This window comes from Streptomyces aquilus (assembly GCF_003955715.1).
In the GTDB taxonomy this organism is placed as follows: Bacteria; Actinomycetota; Actinomycetes; order Streptomycetales; family Streptomycetaceae; genus Streptomyces; species Streptomyces aquilus.
The window spans coordinates 7587811-7606150 of the sequence record NZ_CP034463.1 but is presented as its reverse complement, the minus strand read 5'-3'; the positions used below and the strand labels follow the sequence as shown (position 1 = coordinate 7606150).

The following is an 18340-nucleotide window of genomic DNA, read 5'->3' as shown; positions in this document are numbered from 1 at the left end:
ACTGAGGTCGGAATCGGTCGCTTGCGGTCAACACCGACCGACTGTGTCTACGCATGCCGGGTTTCGGCGGAATCCGCTCGGCTGGAAAAAGCTGTCTCGCGATCGGGAACCGGATCGGCCCGAGCGGTGTACCAAAAGTGATGACGATGTGACGCGAGGTGACATCGACCGGTGTCGCGTCACAGCACATCGCGCAGTGGTGTCGCGTCACAGCACATCGCGCAGCGACCGGTCGCGGACCATCAGGGCCGCTCGCTTCTCGGGCAGATCGATCTCGGCGGAGAAGCGGAAACCGGCGCTGAGGAAGGCGGAGACGGAGGGGATGTTGCGAAGGTCGGGTTCCGCGATGACGCGTGCGCAGGCGGGCCGCTTGTCCAGCGCGAGATCGGCGACGGCTCTGAGGAGCGCGCTGCCGAGCCCTCGGCCGCGGTCGGCGGCGGCTCCGATGAGGAGGTGGATTCCGGTGTCATGAGGTCGGGCGGGATAGTGGCGGGCCACGGCATCGAGGTCGGCCCGGTAGATCTCCCAGTAGCTCATGGCCGTGCCGTCCAGCATGCCGAGACAGGGCACGCTGCGCCCGTCGCCGGAGAGCTGGGATCGCACATGGTCCTCCGTCCGGTTCTGGGGCCCGGCCAGCTCCCAGAACTCCGCGACGGCGGGGTCGTTCATCCAACGGCCGAGGAGCGGAAGATCCCGCTCGGCATGTACGGGAACGAGGTGGAACACGCCCACGGGTGTGTTCACCGGGCCCCAGTCGGCCACTCCGTCGAGGAGGTCGTCGCGGTGCGGGGCGCCCGCGCTGAACTGCGCCCGGCTCCCTTCACCGCCCGGTTCCGCATCCGCATCGGCGGCCTCCTCGGCGATGAGGGCGAGGAATGCGTCGGGCAGGCGCAGTTCGAGCGTGTCCTCACAGTCCGTGCCCAAGGCCTCGACCGGACCGAGGTCGGTGCCGGCGGCCGCACCGGCATCGACGGTCGGGGCGGGGGCGGTGGTGGCGTTGGCGCTCGCGTCGGTGGACGGCACGGCGGCGCTCCTCTCAGGAGACGGGTCGGGGCATGTTCCTCAGGAATGAACGGACAGAAATGAGACGCATGACAGGTATTGCCGGTGGAGTGGACGCCGCCCAGAAACGACTGGGTGGTCGGGGCGAAGGGGGTCAGGTGTGAAGGGGGTTGGCGATGGTGACGTAGACGGACTGGGTGTCGACCGGGCCGACGAGTTCGTCGAGTCCGTGCAGTCGGGTCAGGAGGTTGGCCTTGCAGCGCAGGACCGGTGAATCCAGCAGGCGGGCGGGCAGCGTCGTGCGCAGTCGAGCGGGTCCGGAGGCGACATCGCCCAGAAAACGGCGGAAGGCGGCGAGCAACAGACGTTCGTCGGCGAGGCGTTGGGAACCGAAGGCACCGATGAGCCCGAGGACGTTGTTGATGGCGAGGTAGTACGCGAAACGTTCGTCGGTGACCTCGTCGGAGACGAAGGTGTCACTCTGCTCGCCGATACCGGACAGCCGGGCGTCGAGTTCGGCGCGCCGCGAGTCGCGGAAGTAGTAGCCCTGGTTGTCCCGGTAGCGGCCGCCCACGGGCCAGCCGTCGCCGTCCAGAAGGACCAATGTGTTCTGCTGATGTGCCTCCAGGGCGATGCCGGCCTCCGCGTCGAACCACAGCACCGGGCGCACCACCTGCTCCAAGTAGCGCAGGAACCACTCGGCGGCGACGGCGCCCAAAGGTCGCCCCGTGCGGCTCGCGAGGCGGGTGACGACCTCGGCCAGCCGGGATCGCATGGCCGGCTGGTCCACGGCCGGCCCCGCACCGGCACCGGTCGGCCCAGCGGAAGGCCTTGGCGCCACGAGTCCGGCGATGCACGAGACATCGTCAGCAGGGGAGAAGGGGTTGTGCCGGATCATCACGTCGAGGCCCGGCACAGGCCTGCCGTCCGGTCCGTCGACGGCCAGCCAGGCCGGATCGCGGACGATGTCGAAGCCGGGGTGCACGGCCTGCCACTGCTTGGCGAGTCCGCTGCGCAGCAGCCGGTGGACCTCGACGCCTCGATGGAGTTCTTTGCGGAGGTTCTGACGACGGGAGTTGGTGATGCGCAGGCCGAGCGACAGTTTGGGCATGGCTGACGCGCCGGGCCGGTGGAGGGTGCGTACGGAGGAGGTGGGGTGCCAGGGAGAGCCGTGCGTTCCGAGATCGCGGAGCAGTCCGGCGTCGAACAGTGCGGCGGTCGCGGGGTCGTGCCGGACCTCCCGCAACTGCCAAGGGTGCAGTGGCAGAGCCGCGTGACCGTCGGGGAGCGGTAGCCCCGATCCGGCTAGACGTGCGGTGAGTTGAGGGGCGGGAATGAGGCGTCCGCGCTCGGTCCAGGCCGAGTCGGTGGCCAGGAGGGAGGGGGCGACAGCGATCCAGTGCAAGGGGAAGGCACCGCGCAACTCGGGTGAGTACAGCCGCGCTTCGGTGTCGGTCAGGCCCTCGCGGCTCTTCGGTGTGGGGTGCAGGGGATGGCCGAGCACCAGAGCCTGTTCGGCCGCGAGGAACAGGTCGGGCTCCTCCAAAGGATGCTCCCTGCGCTCGCGGATGAAGCTGGCGGTACGGCGCACGGAGTCAGCGACGCGGGCCACGAGGTCGGTGCCGTCTGTGGCTGTGGCCGCGGCCGCGGGACGAGTTCCGGCCGTAGCGTCGGGATGGGTCCCGAGCGTGGTGGCGGGCTGAGCTCCGACCGTAGCGTCGGGGTGAGTCCCGACCGTGGTGGCGGGCTGAGTCCCGACCGTGGTGGCGGGCTGAGCTCCGACCGTGGTGGCGGGGGCGGAGGGTGTGCCGGCAGACGTGGAGGACGTGTCCGCCGGGCGGTCTTCTGAGGGCTCTCTCGCCAGCAGCGCGGCGAGGGTCACGGCGTCGAGAGGCGGCGACTGTTCGGGGGCGCCGGCCAGTTTCGGTGGGCCGAAGCGGTGCCAGCCCGTCGGTGACCAGTAGTGGACGGGGGCCAGCAGGGCCGTTCCGCTGGCGAGGAGCGGGATGCGGAGGGTCCCGTGGGTGGGGGCGGGGAGGTCGGCTTCGCGTACCCAGCAGCGCAGCAGGTTCTCCACGGCGGCGGACTCGGCGGCGGTGTGCGGGTCGGGATGGTCCAGGGGGTCCGCTGTGGCGCCGCGCAACCAGTCGGCGTTCAGGTGGGGCGCCGGTGGACGCGGGTGGCTCATCGGTGCGGACGTTCCGCCTGGGTCTGTCGTCGGCTGGTCGCCGGAGGCTTCGACTCCCGCCGTGATGGTCCGCTCCCTCGCGGCCTGGTCGTCATCGGCCCCCGGTACCCGTGTCCGCTCCTGGTCTCGCTCCCCGTCCCGCCGCCCACGGCCCTGCTCCGGGACTCGTTCCCGCGAGCGGATCCCGGAGGCGCCTGTCGGTCCAGCACCCGACCCCGGCTCGGTCTGGTGGGGAGGCTCCATCGTGGCGCGGCCTGATGTCGGCGTGTGGCTAGGGCCTTCGGGGGTCGGGGTGGTGTCCAAGGCTGTTCCTTGTGAGCGGGGCAGGAAGGGGTGTGCAGGTAGAGGGGTGCGGTGATCTGTGAGGCCGGGTTCCTAGGGGTTCGCGCGGAGGGTGTGCCGGGGTTCGTATGGAGGTGGGGATGTCATTGATCTGGATGATCTGGTTGATCTGGGCGACATGGGCGATCTGGGCCATCTGGGCGATCTCGCTGATGCGGTGGCGAGTGCTGCACCAGCTCTCGCTCAAGCCGCTGCGCCAGCCGCCTCCGCTTCGGTTGCGGGCGCTGTCCCGACCGTCTCTCCCCGCGCGAAGTGTGGTCATGGGCGGCGGCTTCCACCGCGTCGGACAAGCGGTCGAGCACCGCCTCCGCCTGCTCGTCAGTGATGGTCAGCGGCGGGAGGAGGCGGACGACATTCCCCCTGGGTCCGCCGAGCTCGACGATCAGACCGCGGCGCAGGCACTCCCGCTGTACGGCGACGGCAAGTTCGGGAGCGGCGAGTCCAGGGCCGACGGCGGAGTCGACCCCGCCCACACCAGCGCCGCCCCCACCTGCACCGACGCCATTGCCGACACCGGCCCGCGCACCCGCACCGACCCCCGCACCCGCACCGGCCCCCTCATCCGCCCCCGGACCCGCGCCCACACCCCACGACGCACAATCGCCCCCCGTTCCCGTTCCCGTCCCCGTTCCCACCCCACGGTCCCCCACCCCACCCCACACACCGACCGCGCCCCCAACCTCCCGCTCCACCGGCTCCACCAGCTCCACCCCGAGCATCAGCCCCCGCCCCCGCACGTCCCCCACACACGCGAACCGTCCTTGCAGGGAGCGGAGATGGGCGAGCATGCGGGCTCCCAGGAGGGAGGCGCGTTCCGCGAGGTGGTTCTCGCGGACGTGGGCGAGGGTGGCCGTTCCTGCGGCCATGGCGAGTTGGTTGCCGCGGAACGCGCCTGCGGGGGCGGCGGGTTGATGGGCAGCGAGGTCGTCGCGGTAGACCACGGCCGCGAGCGGGAGGCTGCCTCCGATGGCCTTGGACAGCACCATCACGTCGGGAGTGATCCCGCTGTGCTCCACGGCCCAGAAGGCGCCGGTGCGGCCGACTCCCGTTCGGGTCTCGTCGGCGATGAGCGGGATGGACCGGTCGGCCGTGAGCCGGCGCAGACGCCGCAGCCAGGCGTCCGGCGCCGGGATCACTCCGCCCTCGCTCTGAACGGGTTCGACGATCATCCCGGCGGCACCGTTCGCGCCCGAGGCGGGGTCGTCGAGGACGGACTCCGTCCAGCGGGCGGCGAGTTCGGCGCCCTGTGCGCCGCCGACGCCGAAAGGGCAGCGGTAGTCCTGCGGGTAGGGCAGCCGTGCGGCCCGTACGGCTGCCGGGTCCCCCGCGGCCGTCAGAGCCACGTCGGTCATGCCGTGGCGGGCGCCGGTGAAGGCGAGCATCCCCGTGCGCCCGGTCGCCGCCCTGACGAGCCTGTACGCGGCCTCCACGGCATCCGTGTCGGCCGGCCCGCAGAACTGCACGCGCGCGTGGTCGGCGAGACCTGGCGGCAGGGTGCGGAACAGCTCGGTGCGGAAGGCGTCCTCGACAGGGGTCGCGAGGCCCAGGGCGTGCAGTGGCGCGCCGGAGTCGAGCACCTTGCGGATCGCCTCCAGCACGACGGGGTGGTTGTGCCCGAGGGCCAGGGTCCCCGCGCCGGAGCAGCAGTCGAGGTAGCGGCGACCGTCCGCGCCCTCGATGGTCAGCCCGCGCGCCCGCACGGGCACGATCGGGAGGGCGCGCGGGTAGGTGCGCGCCGCCGGCTCGCGCGCCGACTGGCGCCGCAGGATCCCCTCGGACACGTATCCGCCGTGCAGAGCCTCGGCCACGTGTTTCTGTCCTCCCGCCGTCGTCCGACGCCCCGGCCGGGCCGAACTCCCGCCACGGGCCCGGAGGACCGCGCCCGGACAGCAGGCCCCCCACCGCTACCAACCCCGGACGCCGCACCGGGTTACGGGTTGCCTCAAGATCCTTGCCGTGACGGAACCGTTGCCGTTCCGTGGGAAGTCCCCCACAGCGAGCGCATAGTGTGTGATGCCGTTCCAACAGGCCGTGAGCACACACCCGGAGCATCCGGGGGCCGGCGCGGGATCGATGCCAACCGGCTTGCGATCAGACCGTGTTCGGCGTGGGCTCAGGGCCGTCGCGCCAAGTTCGTTCACCTCAGGGGGAGTCAGATCATGCGATCCACAAGGCCGTCGTTCACCGTCCGCCGGGAAAGGGGCGCGCGCCGCAGAACCTCCCCCGTGCTGGCCGCCGTCGCCCTCGCTTCGGCGCTCGCGCTCACCGCCACCGCCTGCGAGTCGGGCGACGACCAGGCAGGGGGCAGCGCCTCCGCGTCGGCTTCCTCCGACGGGAAGATCACGATCCCGGACGACATCAAGGACCGGCTCAAGGAGCACGGGATCGATATCGACAAGTGGAAGGACGGCGCCTGGAAGGACTGGAGCAAGGACGACTGGCTGCGCGAGGCCCAGGACTTCGTCAACCCGATCATCGAGGGCCTGTGGGACCCGGACCGGATGCGCGGCGCCGAGGACCCGGACCAGGGCAAGGGTGTCGACGACAGCGACATCTCCGGGGACCAGGGTGTGACCGACCCGGAGCCGGGGCCAGTGGACGCCAAGGCCGTGTCGGCTACGTACCATGACAGCGTCCCCGTGGCGGGCAAGGTGTTCTTCGACTCCCCCGAGGGCACGATGGTCTGCTCGGCGACGGTCGTGCAGGACCCGGCCAACCCCGGCAAGTCCAACATGGTGTGGACGGCGGGCCATTGCGTGCACGCGGGCAAGGAGGGCGGCTGGTACCGGAACATCGCCTTCGTGCCGTCGTACAACAACGACGCCCTGTCCGTGGCGGAGTTGGCGAAGGCCTCCCGGGAGGAGGTCGCTCCGTACGGTGTCTGGTGGGGTGACTGGGCGCAGACCTCGGACCAGTGGATCGAGCAGGGCGGTGAGACGGGCGGGGACGGTGCCTCGTACGACTTCGCGGTCATCCATGTGACGCCGGAGAAGGGTGGCTCGGGCAAGTCCCTGGAGGAGACGGTCGGTTCGGCCCTGCCGGTGAACTTCAACGCCCCGGCGGCGGCGAAGATCCAGAGCCTGACGGCGACGGGGTACCCGGCGGCGGCGCCGTTCGACGGCGAGACGATGTACCAGTGCCAGGACAAGCCGGGGCGCCTGTCGATCAAGGCGTCGGACCCGACGATGTACCGCATCGGCTGCACCATGACGGGTGGTTCGTCGGGCGGCGGCTGGGTCGCGACCGGGTCGGACGGCAAGCCGGCGCTGGTCTCCAACACCTCGATCGGCCCGGTGACGGCAGGATGGCTGGCCGGACCGCGGCTGGGTGACGTGGCCAAGGGCGTGTACGACTCGGTCAGCGAGAAGTTCGCCGGCCAGTGATGTGATGCGCGGTCAGTGACGTGATCGACGGCGGGGCGAGCCCAAGAAATCTTCACCGCTCCGCCGCCGTTCGCCCTCAACTGCACGGGCATAGTGGGGTGTCGCGCCCGAGGACACCTCTCCAGCCGTGACACGCGCATGACACCTGAGCGGCCTCGGCGCGATCATCAGCTCAACCATCAAGCACAACAACTGTTCCAACGGGGGTCAACGCACCATGCGTTCCACACGTACGTCCCGTACGTCTTCCAAGCGGCGCCGCAGCACGCTCGCCGCCACCGGTCTGGTCGCCGCCCTGGCGCTGACCGCGACGGCCTGCAACGGCTCGGACGAGGCGAGCGACAAGCCCGGGGCCACCACCTCCCAGGCGGCCGACAGCGGCAACGACAAGATCCAGATCCCGGCCGACATCGCCGACAAGCTCAAGAAGCACGGCATCGACGTCGACGACTGGAAGGACGGCGGCTGGAAGAACTGGGACAAGGACAAGTGGCTCAGTGAGGCCAAGGACTTCGTCAACCCGGTCATCGACGGCCTGTGGAAGCCGGAGCGGATGAAGTCCGCGAAGGAGGCCAACAAGACGTACTCGACGAAGGACGCGGCGGCCGACACGGGCGTCACCGACCCGGACCCGCTGCCCGTCGAGGCGTCCGCGGAGAAGACGCCGTACCACGAGAACGCGGCCCCGGTCGGCAAGATCTTCTTCGACACCCCCGAAGGGCACGCCGTCTGCTCGGGCACGGTCGTCAAGGACGTCAACCACCCCGGCAAGTCCAACCTGGTGTGGACGGCGGGCCACTGCGTGCACGCGGGCAGCGGCGGCGGCTGGTACCGCAACATCATGTTCGTCCCGGCCTACAACGACTACGGCAAGTCCGAGGCGGAGCTGACGAACTCCAACCCCACGGAGATCGCACCGTACGGCCAGTGGTGGGCGGACTGGGCCTCCACCTCGAACGAGTGGATCGCGGGCGGCTCGGAGACCGGCGGTGACGGGGCGGCGTACGACTACTCGGTGCTGCACGTGAAGCCGGAGTCCGGCGCCAAGTCGCTGGAGGAGACGGTCGGCGCCGCGCTGGACATCGACTTCTCCGCTCCCTCCGCCACCGAGGTCGCCAAGATGGGCGCCTGGGGCTACCCGCAGGCGGCCCCGTACAACGGCCTGAAGATGTTCAAGTGCATCGACCGGCCGGGCCGTCTCTCGCTGAGCACGACGCTGCCGACGATGTACCGCATCGGCTGCACCATGACCGGCGGTTCGTCGGGCGGCGGCTGGTTCCGGGTGGTCGACGGTGAGACCAAGCTGGTCTCGAACACGTCGATCGGCCCGGCCGACAACACCTGGCTGGCGGGCCCGCAGCTGGGCGCGACCGCCGAGGCGATCTACCAGAACATGAGCAAGACGTACGGCGGCAAGTAGGCCGTACCTACGGAAGGCCCGCCCCTCACGACGAGGGGCGGGCCTTCACGCATACCGCTGTTACGCCGCCGGCGCCGGAACGTACGGCGCGAGATCCGCCGCCAGTTCCTCGTGCACCCGCACCTTGAGCAGGGTGCCCTCCGGGGTGTGCTCCTCGGAGATCACCTCGCCCTCGGAGTGGGCGCGGGCGACGAGCTTGCCGAGCGTGTACGGCACGAGCGCCTCGATCTCGACCGAGGGCCGCGGCAGCTCGTTGTCGATGAGCGCGAGCAGTTCCGCGATGCCCTGGCCGGTACGGGCCGAGACCGCGATGGAACGCTTCTCGATCCGCATCAGCCGCTGGAGGGTCAGCGGGTCCGCCGCGTCCGCCTTGTTGATCACGACGATCTCGGGGACATCGACCGCGCCGACGTCCCTGATCACCTCGCGCACGGCGAGCAGCTGCTCCTCCGGGTTCGGGTGCGAGCCGTCCACCACGTGCAGGATCAGGTCGGACTCGCCGACCTCCTCCATGGTGGAGCGGAACGCCTCGACCAGGTGGTGCGGCAGATGCCGTACGAAGCCGACGGTGTCGGCCAGGGTGTACAGGCGCCCGCTCGGGGTCTCCGCGCGGCGGACGGTCGGGTCCAGGGTCGCGAACAGGGCGTTCTCGACCAGGACACCGGCGCCGGTCAGGCGGTTGAGCAGGGAGGACTTGCCGGCGTTGGTGTAGCCCGCGATGGCGACGGACGGCACCTTGTTGCGCTTGCGCTCCTGGCGCTTGATCTCGCGGCCGGTCTTCATCTCCGCGATCTCCCGGCGCATCTTCGCCATCTTCTCGCGGATCCGACGCCGGTCCGTCTCGATCTTGGTCTCACCGGGACCACGGGTGGCGAGGCCGCCGCCCTTGCCGCCGCCCATCTGACGGGACAGCGACTGACCCCAGCCCCGGAGCCTCGGCAGCATGTACTGCATCTGCGCGAGCGCGACCTGTGCCTTGCCCTCTCGGGACTTGGCGTGCTGGGCGAAGATGTCGAGGATCAGGGCCGTACGGTCGATGACCTTGACCTTGACGACGTCTTCGAGGTGGATGAGCTGGCCCGGGCTGAGCTCACCGTCGCAGATGACAGTGTCCGCGCCCGTTTCGAGGACGATGTCCCGCAGCTCGGTGGCCTTGCCGGAGCCGATGTAGGTGGCCGCGTCGGGCTTGTCGCGGCGCTGGATCACGCCGTCCAGCACGAGCGCGCCCGCGGTCTCCGCGAGGGCGGCGAGCTCCGCGAGGGAGTTCTCCGAGTCCTGCGCGGTCCCCGAGGTCCAGACGCCGACGAGCACGACCCGCTCCAGACGGAGCTGTCGGTACTCGACCTCGGTGACGTCCTCGAGCTCGGTGGAGAGGCCCGCCACACGGCGCAGAGCCGCGCGCTCGGAGCGGTCGAACTGGTCGCCGTCCCGCTCTCCGTCGATCTCGTGGCTCCAGGCGACGTCCTCTTCCATCAGGGCATCGGCCCGAAGGCCTTCGGGGTATGTGTGCGCGAAGCGCTGCTCGTCCTGGGAAAAGGATGAAGAGGAGGTCATTGGGTCCTTACGTCGTTGGGGATGCCGATTCGGCGATCGTGACTTCGTCACCGGTCACAACGCACGAGTACCCCGGGAGATTCCCGTGTCCCGTGCCGCGCCGACCCGAAGATGGTCGCACGGGACGAGGCGTCTCGTCACGGCCTTATTCGCCGTGCCGCTTCGCCGCCGGTGCGACGGACTTCCAGTCCGGGTGGCCCGGCATCGGCGGGGTCTTCTCGCCGTACAGCCAGTCCTGGAAGAACCCGTCGAGGTCGCGCCCGGACATCTCGGAGGCGAGGGCGACGAAGTCCGCGGTCGTGGCGGTGCCGTCCTCGTGGCGGCTCACCCAGACCCGTTCCAGGCGCTCGAAGGTCTCGCGGCCGATCTCCTGGCGCAGGGCGTACAGGGCGAGCGCGGCGCCGTCGTAGACGTTGGGGCGGAAGATGCTGATCTTCTGGCCGGGGTCGGGCGCCTTGGGGGCGGCGGGCGGGCCGCCGGCCGCGCGCCAGCGGTCGGAGGCGCCGTACGCCGCCTTCATCCGCGCCTCCATGGACTTGCCGGCCTTCTCCTCGGCGTACAGGGCCTCGTACCAGGTGGCGTGCCCCTCGTTGAGCCACAGGTCGGACCACGAGGCCGGGGCGACGCTGTCGCCGAACCACTGGTGGGCCAGCTCGTGCACCATGATCGACTCGACGTACCACTTCGGGTAGGCGGGCTCGGTGAAGAGCTCTCTCTCGAAGAGAGAGAGCGTCTGTGTCTCGAGTTCGAAGCCGGTGTCGGCGTCGGCCATGAGCAGGCCGTACGTCTCGAAGGGGTAGCGGCCGACCTTGCTCTCCATCCAGGAGATCTGGTCGGGGGTCTTCTCCAGCCAGGGTTCGAGCGCCTTGCGGTGCTTGGTGGGCACGACGTCGCGGACCGGCAGTCCGTGCGGACCCTCGCGGTGCAGCACCGTGGAGCGGCCGATGGACACCTGGGCGAGCTCGGTGGCCATGGGGTGCTGGGTGCGGTACGTCCAGGTGGTCGCCCCGGCGGCCCGGTCCACGCCGGTCGGCAGCCCGTTGGCGACGGCGGTGTAGCCGTCGGGCGCGGTGATCCGGATGGTGAACATCGCCTTGTCGGAGGGGTGGTCGTTGCACGGGAAGACCAGGTGGGCGGCGTCGGCCTGGTTGGCCATGGCGAGCCCGTCGGTGGTCCGTACCCAGCCGCCGTCCCGGTCCTCGGCGGACACCGGGTCGCTGGTGTGCTTCACGGTGATCCGCATCCAGCTGCCGCTGGGCAGCGCCTCCTCGGGCGTGACCACCAGGTCCTCGCCGGCATCGGCGAAGGACGCCGGCTCGCCGTCGACCTCGACGGACTCGACCTCGCCGTGCGCGAAGTCGAGGTTGATGCGGTCCAGTGGGGTGGTCGTCCAGGCGTCGATGGTGGTGACGGCCTGGAGCGGCTCGCTGTTGGAGCCGGGATAGGTGAAGGAGAGGTCGTACGACGCCACGTCGTATCCGGGGTTGCCGAGGTGCGGGAAGAGGCGGTCGCCGACACCCAGCGGGGCGGCGGGGGCGCTCGCGGCGACGAGGCAGACGGAGACGGCGGAGGCGAGCAGCGCGGCCGCCTTGAGCCGCCGGGGCGTCCTGGCGTGGGGGGTGAGCAGCATGCACCACCGCTACCAGCGCACCCGCCCCCCACGGCGACGACTCGCGCCCGGCCCACCCGAACGAGTGCGACCGAGGTGACGCCGCGACAATCCGGTGCCGCAAACTGCCGCCGCGATCCGGCGCCGCAATGCGCCGCCGCGATCCGCTCCCGCGTCAGGCCCCCTGCGTCTGCGCCCGGCTCACGTCGTACACGCCGGGCACGTTCCGCATCGCCCGCATCAGGGCGGGCAGCAGGGCCGCGTCAGGGAGGTCGACCGTGTAGGTGTGACGGACGCGCTGCTGGCTCGGGGGTTCGACCGTCGCGGAGACGATCTCGGCGCCTTCGAGCGCCATGGCCTCGGTGAGGTCCGCGAGCAGATGGGGGCGGCCGAACGATTCGGCATAGAGCGTCACCCGGCACTCCGCGGTGTCGCCCCAGCGCACCTCCACCTCCGGGCGCCCCGCCTCCTTCATGCGGGCGACCGCCGGACACCCGACGCGGTGCACGGTGACCGCTCCCCCGCGCACGGCGAAGCCGGTGACGTCGTCGGGCGGAACCGGCGTGCAGCAGCCGGCCAGACGCACGGTCGCGCCGGGCTGGTCGACGAGGACGTCAGCGGTACGCGGGCGGGCCGGCGGGCTGTCGGTCGTCCGAGGGCGGGTGCGCTGGGCGGCGGCAGCCGGGGCGTCGGCGGACCCGGCAGGCGCCTCAGCGCCGGCCTGGAGGCCCTCAGGGCGGTCCACCGTGCCGTGCAGGCTCTCGCCCAGGCCCTCCCCGGGAGCCTCGGGCGCGGGATGCGTGGCGAGCCACCGTTGGATGGCGATCCGCGCGGCGGGCGTGTGGGCGTGTTCCAGCCACTCTCTGGAGGGCTCCGAGGCCGGGTCCTGCCCCATGAGGAGCTGGACGGTGTCGCCGTCCCGCAGAACGGTGCTCAGGGTCGCCAGCCGGCCGTTGACGCGGGCGCCGATGCACGCGTGCGCGTCCTCGCCGTACTGCGCGTAGGCGGCGTCCACGCAGGTCGCGCCGTCGGGCAGCCCCAGGGTGCCGCCGTCGGGCCGGAAGACGGTGATCTCGCGGTCCTGGGCGAGGTCCTCGCGCAGCGTCGACCAGAACGTGTCCGGGTCGGGCGCGGCCTCCTGCCAGTCGAGCAGCCGGGAGAGCCAGCCGGGCCGGGTCGGGTCCTCGCGCTCACCGTCGACGGGCTCCTCCGAAGGAGGAGCGTAGGGATTGCCGAGCGCGATGACGCCGGCCTCGGCGACCTTGTGCATCTGGTGGGTGCGGATGAGGACTTCGGCGACCTGGCCGTCGGGGCGGGCGACGGCGGTGTGCAGCGACTGGTACAGGTTGAACTTCGGTACGGCGATGAAGTCCTTGAACTCCGAGACGACGGGCGTCAGACAGGTGTGGAGCTCGCCGAGCACGCCGTAACAGTCCGCGTCCTCGTTCACGAGCACCAGCAGCCGGCCGAAGTCCGAGCCGCGCAACTGGCCGCGTTTACGGGCCACTCGGTGCACGGAGACGAAGTGCCGTGGCCTGATGACGACTTCGGCCTGGATGTCGGCGTCGCGCAGGACACCGCGCACCTCGTCGGCGATCTCGGCGAGGGGGTCGTCCGCGCGGGAGGCGTTGTCGACGATCAACTCGCGCGTGTGCTCGTACTCCTCGGGGTGCAGGATCGCGAAGACCAGGTCTTCCAGTTCGGTCTTGAGCGCCTGCACGCCGAGGCGTTCGGCGAGCGGGATGAGGACGTCGCGGGTCACCTTGGCGATGCGCGCCTGCTTCTCGGGGCGCATCACGCCGAGGGTGCGCATGTTGTGCAGCCGGTCGGCGAGCTTGATCGACATCACGCGGACGTCGCTGCCGGTGGCCTTCAGCATCTTGCGGAAGGTCTCCGGCTCGGCGGCGGCGCCGTAGTCGACCTTCTCCAACTTCGTGACGCCGTCGACGATGTAGCGCACCTCGGCGCCGAACTCCTCGCCGACCTGATCGAGGGTCACATCGGTGTCCTCGACGGTGTCGTGCAGCAGCGAGGCGGTCAACGTCGTGGTCTCGGCGCCGAGTTCGGCGAGGATCAGGGTCACCGCGAGCGGGTGGGTGATGTACGGCTCGCCGCTCTTGCGCATCTGGCCGCGGTGCGAGGACTCGGCCAGCACCCAGGCGCGGCGCAGGGGTTCGAGGTCGGCGTCGGGGTGGTGGGCGCGGTGAGCCTCCGCGACATGGCCGATGGCGTCGGGCAGCCGGTCGCGGGCAGCCGGGCCGAGCAGGGCGGCGCGGCCCAGGCGACGCAGGTCGATCCGCGCCCGCCAGCGCGCCGCAGGCCCCGTTACCGGACCTGGGGTCGCGGGGTTCGTGGCCTCCGCACTCATGGGCACCTCCGGCTGCATTGACCGGCGGACGGGGTGCCCCAGGGCGGACACGGCACAGGGGATGGCATCGGTCCCCCGTCCGGGCCGGTGCTTGATGCTACCGAGCCCATCACGCGCGGCTGACCGCCTCTCGTCGAGCGTGAAACGGATCACCCATTCGAGCGACGGTTTTCAGGTTTACGGTTTCGCGCCACCCGACCTGCGGATCTCCGTCGTTTCGTATCACCGGTGCCGGGTGAGGCTGTGGATCCCAGCGTTCCGAACCGCCGGAACCCACCTTTCACTCGGTCAACGTGCGGCGCTTTCCAGCCATTCCCGGTCGATCTCGCCCTCGGCCACGATCACGGCCGGGCCGGTCATCTCGATCTCCCCGTCGGGCCGCTCGGTGATCACGAGGGTGCCGCCGGGCACATCGACGGTGTACGTCGCCGGGGTCCCGGTCACCGCCGGGTCGACGCCGTCCCTGCGGGCGGTGGCCACGGCGACGGCGCACGCGCCCGTGCCGCACGAGCGGGTCTCGCCGGACCCGCGCTCGTGCACCCGCAGCGCGACGTGCCGCGGGCCGCGGTCGACCACGAACTCCACGTTGACCCCGTCCGGGTAGGCGGAGGCCGGGCTGAAGGGCGGCGCGTCGTACAGGGTGCCCGCGTGGGCGAGGTCCTCGACGAAGGCCACCGCGTGCGGGTTGCCCATGTTCACGTTCCGCGCGGGCCAGCTGCGCTCGCCGACGCTCACCTGGACGTCCCCTTCGGGGAGGCGGGCCTTGCCCATGCCGACGGTGACGTCGCCGTCCTTGGCGAGGTGCACGGTCTTCACGCCCCCGCGCGTGGCGATAGCGAGGTCTCCCTCGGTCACCAGCCCGGCGTGCTGGAGGTAGCGGGCGAAGACGCGGACGCCGTTGCCGCACATCTCGGCGACGGAGCCGTCGCCGTTGCGGTAGTCCATGAACCACTCCGCTTCGGCGGCCATGTGCTGCGCCTCAGGGTGCTTGGCGGACCGCACGACGTGCAGCAGGCCGTCACCGCCGATGCCCGCGCGGCGGTCGCACAGGGCGGCGACGGCGGCCGGGGGCAGGTCGATGGCGTTCTCGGGGTCCGGGACGATCACGAAGTCGTTCTCGGTGCCGTGGCCCTTGAGGAAGGCGATCCGGGTGGTCATGTCTCGATCCTACGTGCCGGCCGGTGGGGGCCGGTCGCGCCCAGACGGCGGAGCCGCACATCGATACGGCCCCGCGCCCCTGAAGGCCTCTTCAGCGCAGCCGCGCCACGCGGAACACCGCCAGCGCGACCACCGCGGCCACGACCACCACGTACAGGAGCACCACTCGCCAGTCCACGCGCCGGCCCGAACCCCGCTGCGGCAGCCCCGGCAGCGTGTATCCCACCCGGCGCGCGGCCATCATGCCCCAGCCCGCCGCGCACGAGCAGATCAGCAGGCCCAGCATCGCGATCACGGCCCCGCTGTCGCCGAAGTCGAAGGCGAGCGGGAAGGCGAACATCAGGGAGCCGAGCGCGGCCAGGGACACGATCGGGGCGAGCTGCCAGATGCGCATCCGGCGCTGCGGACGCAGTTCGACCTCGACCTCGGGGCCGTCGGCGAACATCTCCTCGGGCTCGGGGCCGTCGGCGATCACACCGCCCTGCGTCTCGTCGGGCCCGTCGGGGCTCAGACGGTCGCCGTCCTGCTCCGTTTCACCGCCGTCGGCGGTGCGGGGCTCGGTGCTTCGTGCGGTGTCGCGAGGGCCGGCCTCCATCGCCACGCGCCCTCCCAACTCGGACTCCACTTGGTCGATCGAAGCTCGATGATGGCACGGCGCCGACGGGCCGGATGACGGCCTGAGCGTCCCGATGCCAGGACGTGATCAGGCTGTAACCGGTCGTTCGACCAACGCCAGTGCGAGCTGGGGAAGTTCTGTGAGATCCGCCGCAGCCCCACTGAGCCAGTGCACCCGCGGATCGCGCCTGAACCACGAATCCTGGCGGCGCGCGAAGCGCTTGGTGGCGCGTACGGTCTCGGCCCGGGCCTCCTCCAGCGTGCACTCCCCGGAGAGCGCCGCGAGCACCTGCTGGTAGCCGAGCGCACGCGAGGCCGTGCGCCCCTCGCGCAGCCCCTGCGCCTCCAGCGCGCGCACCTCGTCGATGAGTCCCGCGTCCCACATCCGGTCGACGCGGCGCGCGATCCGCTCGTCGAGCTCGGGGCGCGTGACGTCGACGCCGATCTGGACGGTGTCGTAGACCGAGTCGTGGCCGGGGAGGTTGGCGGTGAAGGGGCGGCCGGTGATCTCGATGACCTCCAGGGCCCGGACGATCCGGCGGCCGTTGCTGGGCAGGATCGCCTGCGCGGCCTCGGGGTCGGCGGCGGCCAGGCGGGCGTGCAAGGCACCGGAGCCGCGGAGCGTGAGTTCCTCCTCCAGGCGGGCCCGGACCTCGGGGTCGGTGCCGGGGAACTCGAGGTTGTCGACGGCGCCCCGGACGTACAGGCCGGAGCCGCCGACCAGGATCGGCCAGCGTCCCTCGGCGAGCAGCGCGTCGATCCGCTCGCGGGCGAGGCGCTGGTACTCGGCGACGGACGCCGTGACGGTCACGTCCCAGATGTCGAGGAGGTGGTGCGGGACGCCGCCGCGCTCCTCGGGCGTCAGTTTGGCGGTGCCGATGTCCATCCCTCGGTAGAGCTGCATGGAGTCGGCGTTGACGACCTCGCCGCCGAGGCGCTGGGCCAGGAAGACGCCCAGATCGGACTTTCCGGCCGCGGTCGGTCCGACGACGGCGATGACTCGGGGGGCGGGGGGTGCGCTGCTCACCGCCCCAGTCTCGCAAACGTCGCGGTGTGGCCTCGAACGAGTTACGTGACGGCACGGGTCCGGGGTCGTTGCCAGTTGCGAGGTTTTCGCCGCCGGTTTGCGGAGGCGGCTCCCCGGTCGACGCAAATGGGCGCACCGGACGACGCGGGATTTCGCCCGCACGAGTAACGTATGGAGCGGATATGGGTGTTTTCGCACGACTTCTCCGGAGGTCGAAGACTGCGGAGGAGACGTCAACCGCCGAGGCAGGGGCCGCCACGCTGACGGCCGATGCCGAGTCGGACGAGGCGACCGAGCCGGCAGCGGCGAAGGAGCCGGCCGAGGCGCAGTCACAGGCCGGAGCCGAGCCCGGGACCGAGACCGAGAGCGGGGCCGAGACCGAGGAAGCGGCCGCGTCGACGGAGGCGAAGGCGGAGACGGACGAGGAGCCGGCGACGGCGTCCGGCGAGTCCGGTGCCGCCGACGGCGTCGAGATCCCCAAGCAGCAGTCCGCCGAGGCGGCGGCCGACAGCGAGGCCGGCGAGAGCGCCCGCACGTAACTGCCCCCGCGCGGGAAGGTGAACGATGGGTCTCCTGGACAATTTGAAAGCCAAGCTCGGCCCGGCCAAGGACAAGGTCTCCGGACTCGCTCAGCAGCACGGGGACAAGGTCCAGCACGGTCTCGACAAAGCCGCGCAGGCCGTCGACAAGAAGACCAAGGGCAAGTACAGCGACAAGATCCAGACGGGCACGGGCAAGGCCAAGGACGCCATGGACCGACTCGCGCACAAGGCCGACGACGGTACGGGCGGCTCGACCACGCCCCCGTCATCACCACCGCCGGCTTCCTGAACGGCACATCGGCGGACGGCCGTGGAGCAACGCTCCCGGCCGTCCGCCGTTTCCTGTCCGCGTCAGGGCAGCGGGCGGTCAGGACCAGGCCGCGACCACATACCCCACGCCGTACGGCGCGTCCTCGTACAGCAGCTGCCCGCCGAGCCCCGCCCCCTCGGCCGCGCCCGCGAGGACCTGCCAGGGGGCCCGGCCGGAGGCCTTGAGCTCGTACGCCAGCCGCGCGTCCAGCGCTTCGAGGGCCGCCACGTCCGCCGCGCCCAGCGCCCGCGCGACCTCCGCGTCGAAGGGTGCCGCGCGCTCGTCGAGGTAGCCGGGCGCCTTGAGCGTGCGGCAGGCGCTGGCGTCGCCCATCACCAGCAGCGCCACGCGCTCGGCCCGCGCGGCGATGTCCCTTCCGACTTCAATACACCGCTCGGCCGCGAGAGGTTCCCCCACGCCGAGCCCCTCGACCGGGGCGCACGACCACCCGGTCCTCGCCAGCAGCCACGCGGCCACGGACAGCGAGGGCGGCAGCGTGTACTCGGCCGCGTCACCCGTGTCCCGGCCGAGGCGTACGTCGACGTCCACGCCGAAGCCCCGGAACGAACCCCGCGTGCCCTCGGCGTGCGTCCCGCGCCCGCTCTCTTCGGCGGGCCCGACCACCACGAGCACGTCCGGCCGGGCGGCGGCGAGCACGCCGAGCGCGTCCGTGCAGGCGGCACGCGCGGCATCCAGCTCGGCCGCGGCACCCGCGGCGACCTCGGGCACGAGGAGAGGCGGACAGGGGCAGACTGCGGCGGCGACAAGCATGATCGGCAGCGTAACGCCGTGCGGCGCCGAACACGTACAGCCCCGGACCTC

The 18340-nt window shown here is 71.3% G+C and carries 14 protein-coding genes; 4 read left to right on the top strand and 10 right to left on the bottom strand.

All coding sequences use genetic code 11. The annotated features are described in order from the left end of the window. Nucleotides 1–207: 207 nt before the first annotated feature. From EJC51_RS35110 to EJC51_RS35100, 3 genes are all read right to left on the bottom strand, one after another. Nucleotides 208–1023 carry a GNAT family N-acetyltransferase gene (locus EJC51_RS35110; protein WP_126274724.1) on the bottom strand — a complete coding sequence of 272 codons (816 nt, stop codon included), beginning with the start codon at nucleotides 1021–1023 and terminating at the stop codon, nucleotides 208–210. A gap of 133 nt (nucleotides 1024–1156) precedes the next feature. Continuing rightward, nucleotides 1157–3190, bottom strand: a complete 2034-nt coding sequence (locus tag EJC51_RS35105; protein ID WP_126274723.1) for an IucA/IucC family protein — start codon at nucleotides 3188–3190, stop codon at nucleotides 1157–1159. A 425-nt stretch (nucleotides 3191–3615) separates the two neighbouring features. Further along, nucleotides 3616–5340: an aminotransferase class III-fold pyridoxal phosphate-dependent enzyme gene (locus EJC51_RS35100; protein ID WP_126274722.1), complete on the bottom strand. Its 1725-nt coding sequence runs from the start codon at nucleotides 5338–5340 to the stop codon at nucleotides 3616–3618. Nucleotides 5341–5691: 351 nt separating this feature from the next. On the opposite strand from EJC51_RS35100, the gene EJC51_RS35095 reads away from it, so the two are divergent. Both EJC51_RS35095 and EJC51_RS35090 read left to right on the top strand, forming a co-directional pair. Continuing rightward, nucleotides 5692–6915: a trypsin-like serine peptidase gene (locus tag EJC51_RS35095; RefSeq protein ID WP_126274721.1), complete on the top strand. Its 1224-nt coding sequence runs from the start codon at nucleotides 5692–5694 to the stop codon at nucleotides 6913–6915. Nucleotides 6916–7132: 217 nt separating this feature from the next. Then, nucleotides 7133–8335: a trypsin-like serine peptidase gene (locus EJC51_RS35090; RefSeq protein WP_126274720.1), complete on the top strand. Its 1203-nt coding sequence runs from the start codon at nucleotides 7133–7135 to the stop codon at nucleotides 8333–8335. 60 nt (nucleotides 8336–8395) lie between these two features. Here EJC51_RS35090 and hflX read toward each other — a convergent pair whose 3' ends face one another. The 6 genes from hflX to miaA form a co-directional block, all read right to left on the bottom strand. After that, nucleotides 8396–9889 carry a GTPase HflX gene (gene hflX / locus EJC51_RS35085; protein ID WP_126274719.1) on the bottom strand — a complete coding sequence of 498 codons (1494 nt, stop codon included), beginning with the start codon at nucleotides 9887–9889 and terminating at the stop codon, nucleotides 8396–8398. Between the two features lie 145 nt (nucleotides 9890–10034). Further along, nucleotides 10035–11519 (bottom strand): M1 family metallopeptidase, encoded by a 1485-nt coding sequence (locus tag EJC51_RS35080; RefSeq protein WP_126274718.1) that lies wholly within the window; start codon nucleotides 11517–11519, stop codon nucleotides 10035–10037. A 154-nt stretch (nucleotides 11520–11673) separates the two neighbouring features. Next, the gene (locus EJC51_RS35075) at nucleotides 11674–13866 is read right to left on the bottom strand and encodes a RelA/SpoT family protein (protein WP_126274717.1); all 2193 of its coding nucleotides are present in this window, start codon (nucleotides 13864–13866) and stop codon (nucleotides 11674–11676) included. A gap of 288 nt (nucleotides 13867–14154) precedes the next feature. Further along, nucleotides 14155–15024: a diaminopimelate epimerase gene (gene dapF / locus EJC51_RS35070; protein WP_126274716.1), complete on the bottom strand. Its 870-nt coding sequence runs from the start codon at nucleotides 15022–15024 to the stop codon at nucleotides 14155–14157. 91 nt (nucleotides 15025–15115) lie between these two features. Further along, nucleotides 15116–15619 carry a hypothetical protein gene (locus EJC51_RS35065; protein WP_126277255.1) on the bottom strand — a complete coding sequence of 168 codons (504 nt, stop codon included), beginning with the start codon at nucleotides 15617–15619 and terminating at the stop codon, nucleotides 15116–15118. A gap of 108 nt (nucleotides 15620–15727) precedes the next feature. Beyond that, nucleotides 15728–16666: a tRNA (adenosine(37)-N6)-dimethylallyltransferase MiaA gene (gene miaA, locus EJC51_RS35060; protein ID WP_126274715.1), complete on the bottom strand. Its 939-nt coding sequence runs from the start codon at nucleotides 16664–16666 to the stop codon at nucleotides 15728–15730. A gap of 182 nt (nucleotides 16667–16848) precedes the next feature. On the opposite strand from miaA, the gene EJC51_RS35055 reads away from it, so the two are divergent. Both EJC51_RS35055 and EJC51_RS35050 read left to right on the top strand, forming a co-directional pair. Continuing rightward, nucleotides 16849–17205: a hypothetical protein gene (locus EJC51_RS35055; protein ID WP_126274714.1), complete on the top strand. Its 357-nt coding sequence runs from the start codon at nucleotides 16849–16851 to the stop codon at nucleotides 17203–17205. Between the two features lie 25 nt (nucleotides 17206–17230). Next, complete coding sequence (locus EJC51_RS35050; protein ID WP_126274713.1) at nucleotides 17231–17497, top strand: antitoxin; 267 nt, start codon at nucleotides 17231–17233, stop codon at nucleotides 17495–17497. A gap of 78 nt (nucleotides 17498–17575) precedes the next feature. On the opposite strand, the gene EJC51_RS35045 is transcribed toward EJC51_RS35050, so the two are convergent. Continuing rightward, nucleotides 17576–18289: a class III extradiol dioxygenase subunit B-like domain-containing protein gene (locus tag EJC51_RS35045; RefSeq protein WP_126274712.1), complete on the bottom strand. Its 714-nt coding sequence runs from the start codon at nucleotides 18287–18289 to the stop codon at nucleotides 17576–17578. Nucleotides 18290–18340 lie beyond the last annotated feature (51 nt).

Bases quoted from the DNA above. Each gene is read 5' to 3' on its own strand.
- EJC51_RS35105 (WP_126274723.1), bottom strand. From the start codon at position 3,190: ATGAGCCACCCGCGTCCACCGGCGCCCCACCTGAACGCCGACTGGTTG.
- EJC51_RS35095 (WP_126274721.1), top strand. From the start codon at position 5,692: ATGCGATCCACAAGGCCGTCGTTCACCGTCCGCCGGGAAAGGGGCGCG.
- EJC51_RS35090 (WP_126274720.1), top strand. From the start codon at position 7,133: ATGCGTTCCACACGTACGTCCCGTACGTCTTCCAAGCGGCGCCGCAGC.
- hflX (WP_126274719.1), bottom strand. From the start codon at position 9,889: ATGACCTCCTCTTCATCCTTTTCCCAGGACGAGCAGCGCTTCGCGCAC.
- EJC51_RS35080 (WP_126274718.1), bottom strand. From the start codon at position 11,519: ATGCTGCTCACCCCCCACGCCAGGACGCCCCGGCGGCTCAAGGCGGCC.
- EJC51_RS35075 (WP_126274717.1), bottom strand. From the start codon at position 13,866: ATGAGTGCGGAGGCCACGAACCCCGCGACCCCAGGTCCGGTAACGGGG.
- dapF (WP_126274716.1), bottom strand. From the start codon at position 15,024: ATGACCACCCGGATCGCCTTCCTCAAGGGCCACGGCACCGAGAACGAC.
- EJC51_RS35065 (WP_126277255.1), bottom strand. From the start codon at position 15,619: ATGGAGGCCGGCCCTCGCGACACCGCACGAAGCACCGAGCCCCGCACC.
- EJC51_RS35055 (WP_126274714.1), top strand. From the start codon at position 16,849: ATGGGTGTTTTCGCACGACTTCTCCGGAGGTCGAAGACTGCGGAGGAG.
- EJC51_RS35050 (WP_126274713.1), top strand. From the start codon at position 17,231: ATGGGTCTCCTGGACAATTTGAAAGCCAAGCTCGGCCCGGCCAAGGAC.
- EJC51_RS35045 (WP_126274712.1), bottom strand. From the start codon at position 18,289: ATGCTTGTCGCCGCCGCAGTCTGCCCCTGTCCGCCTCTCCTCGTGCCC.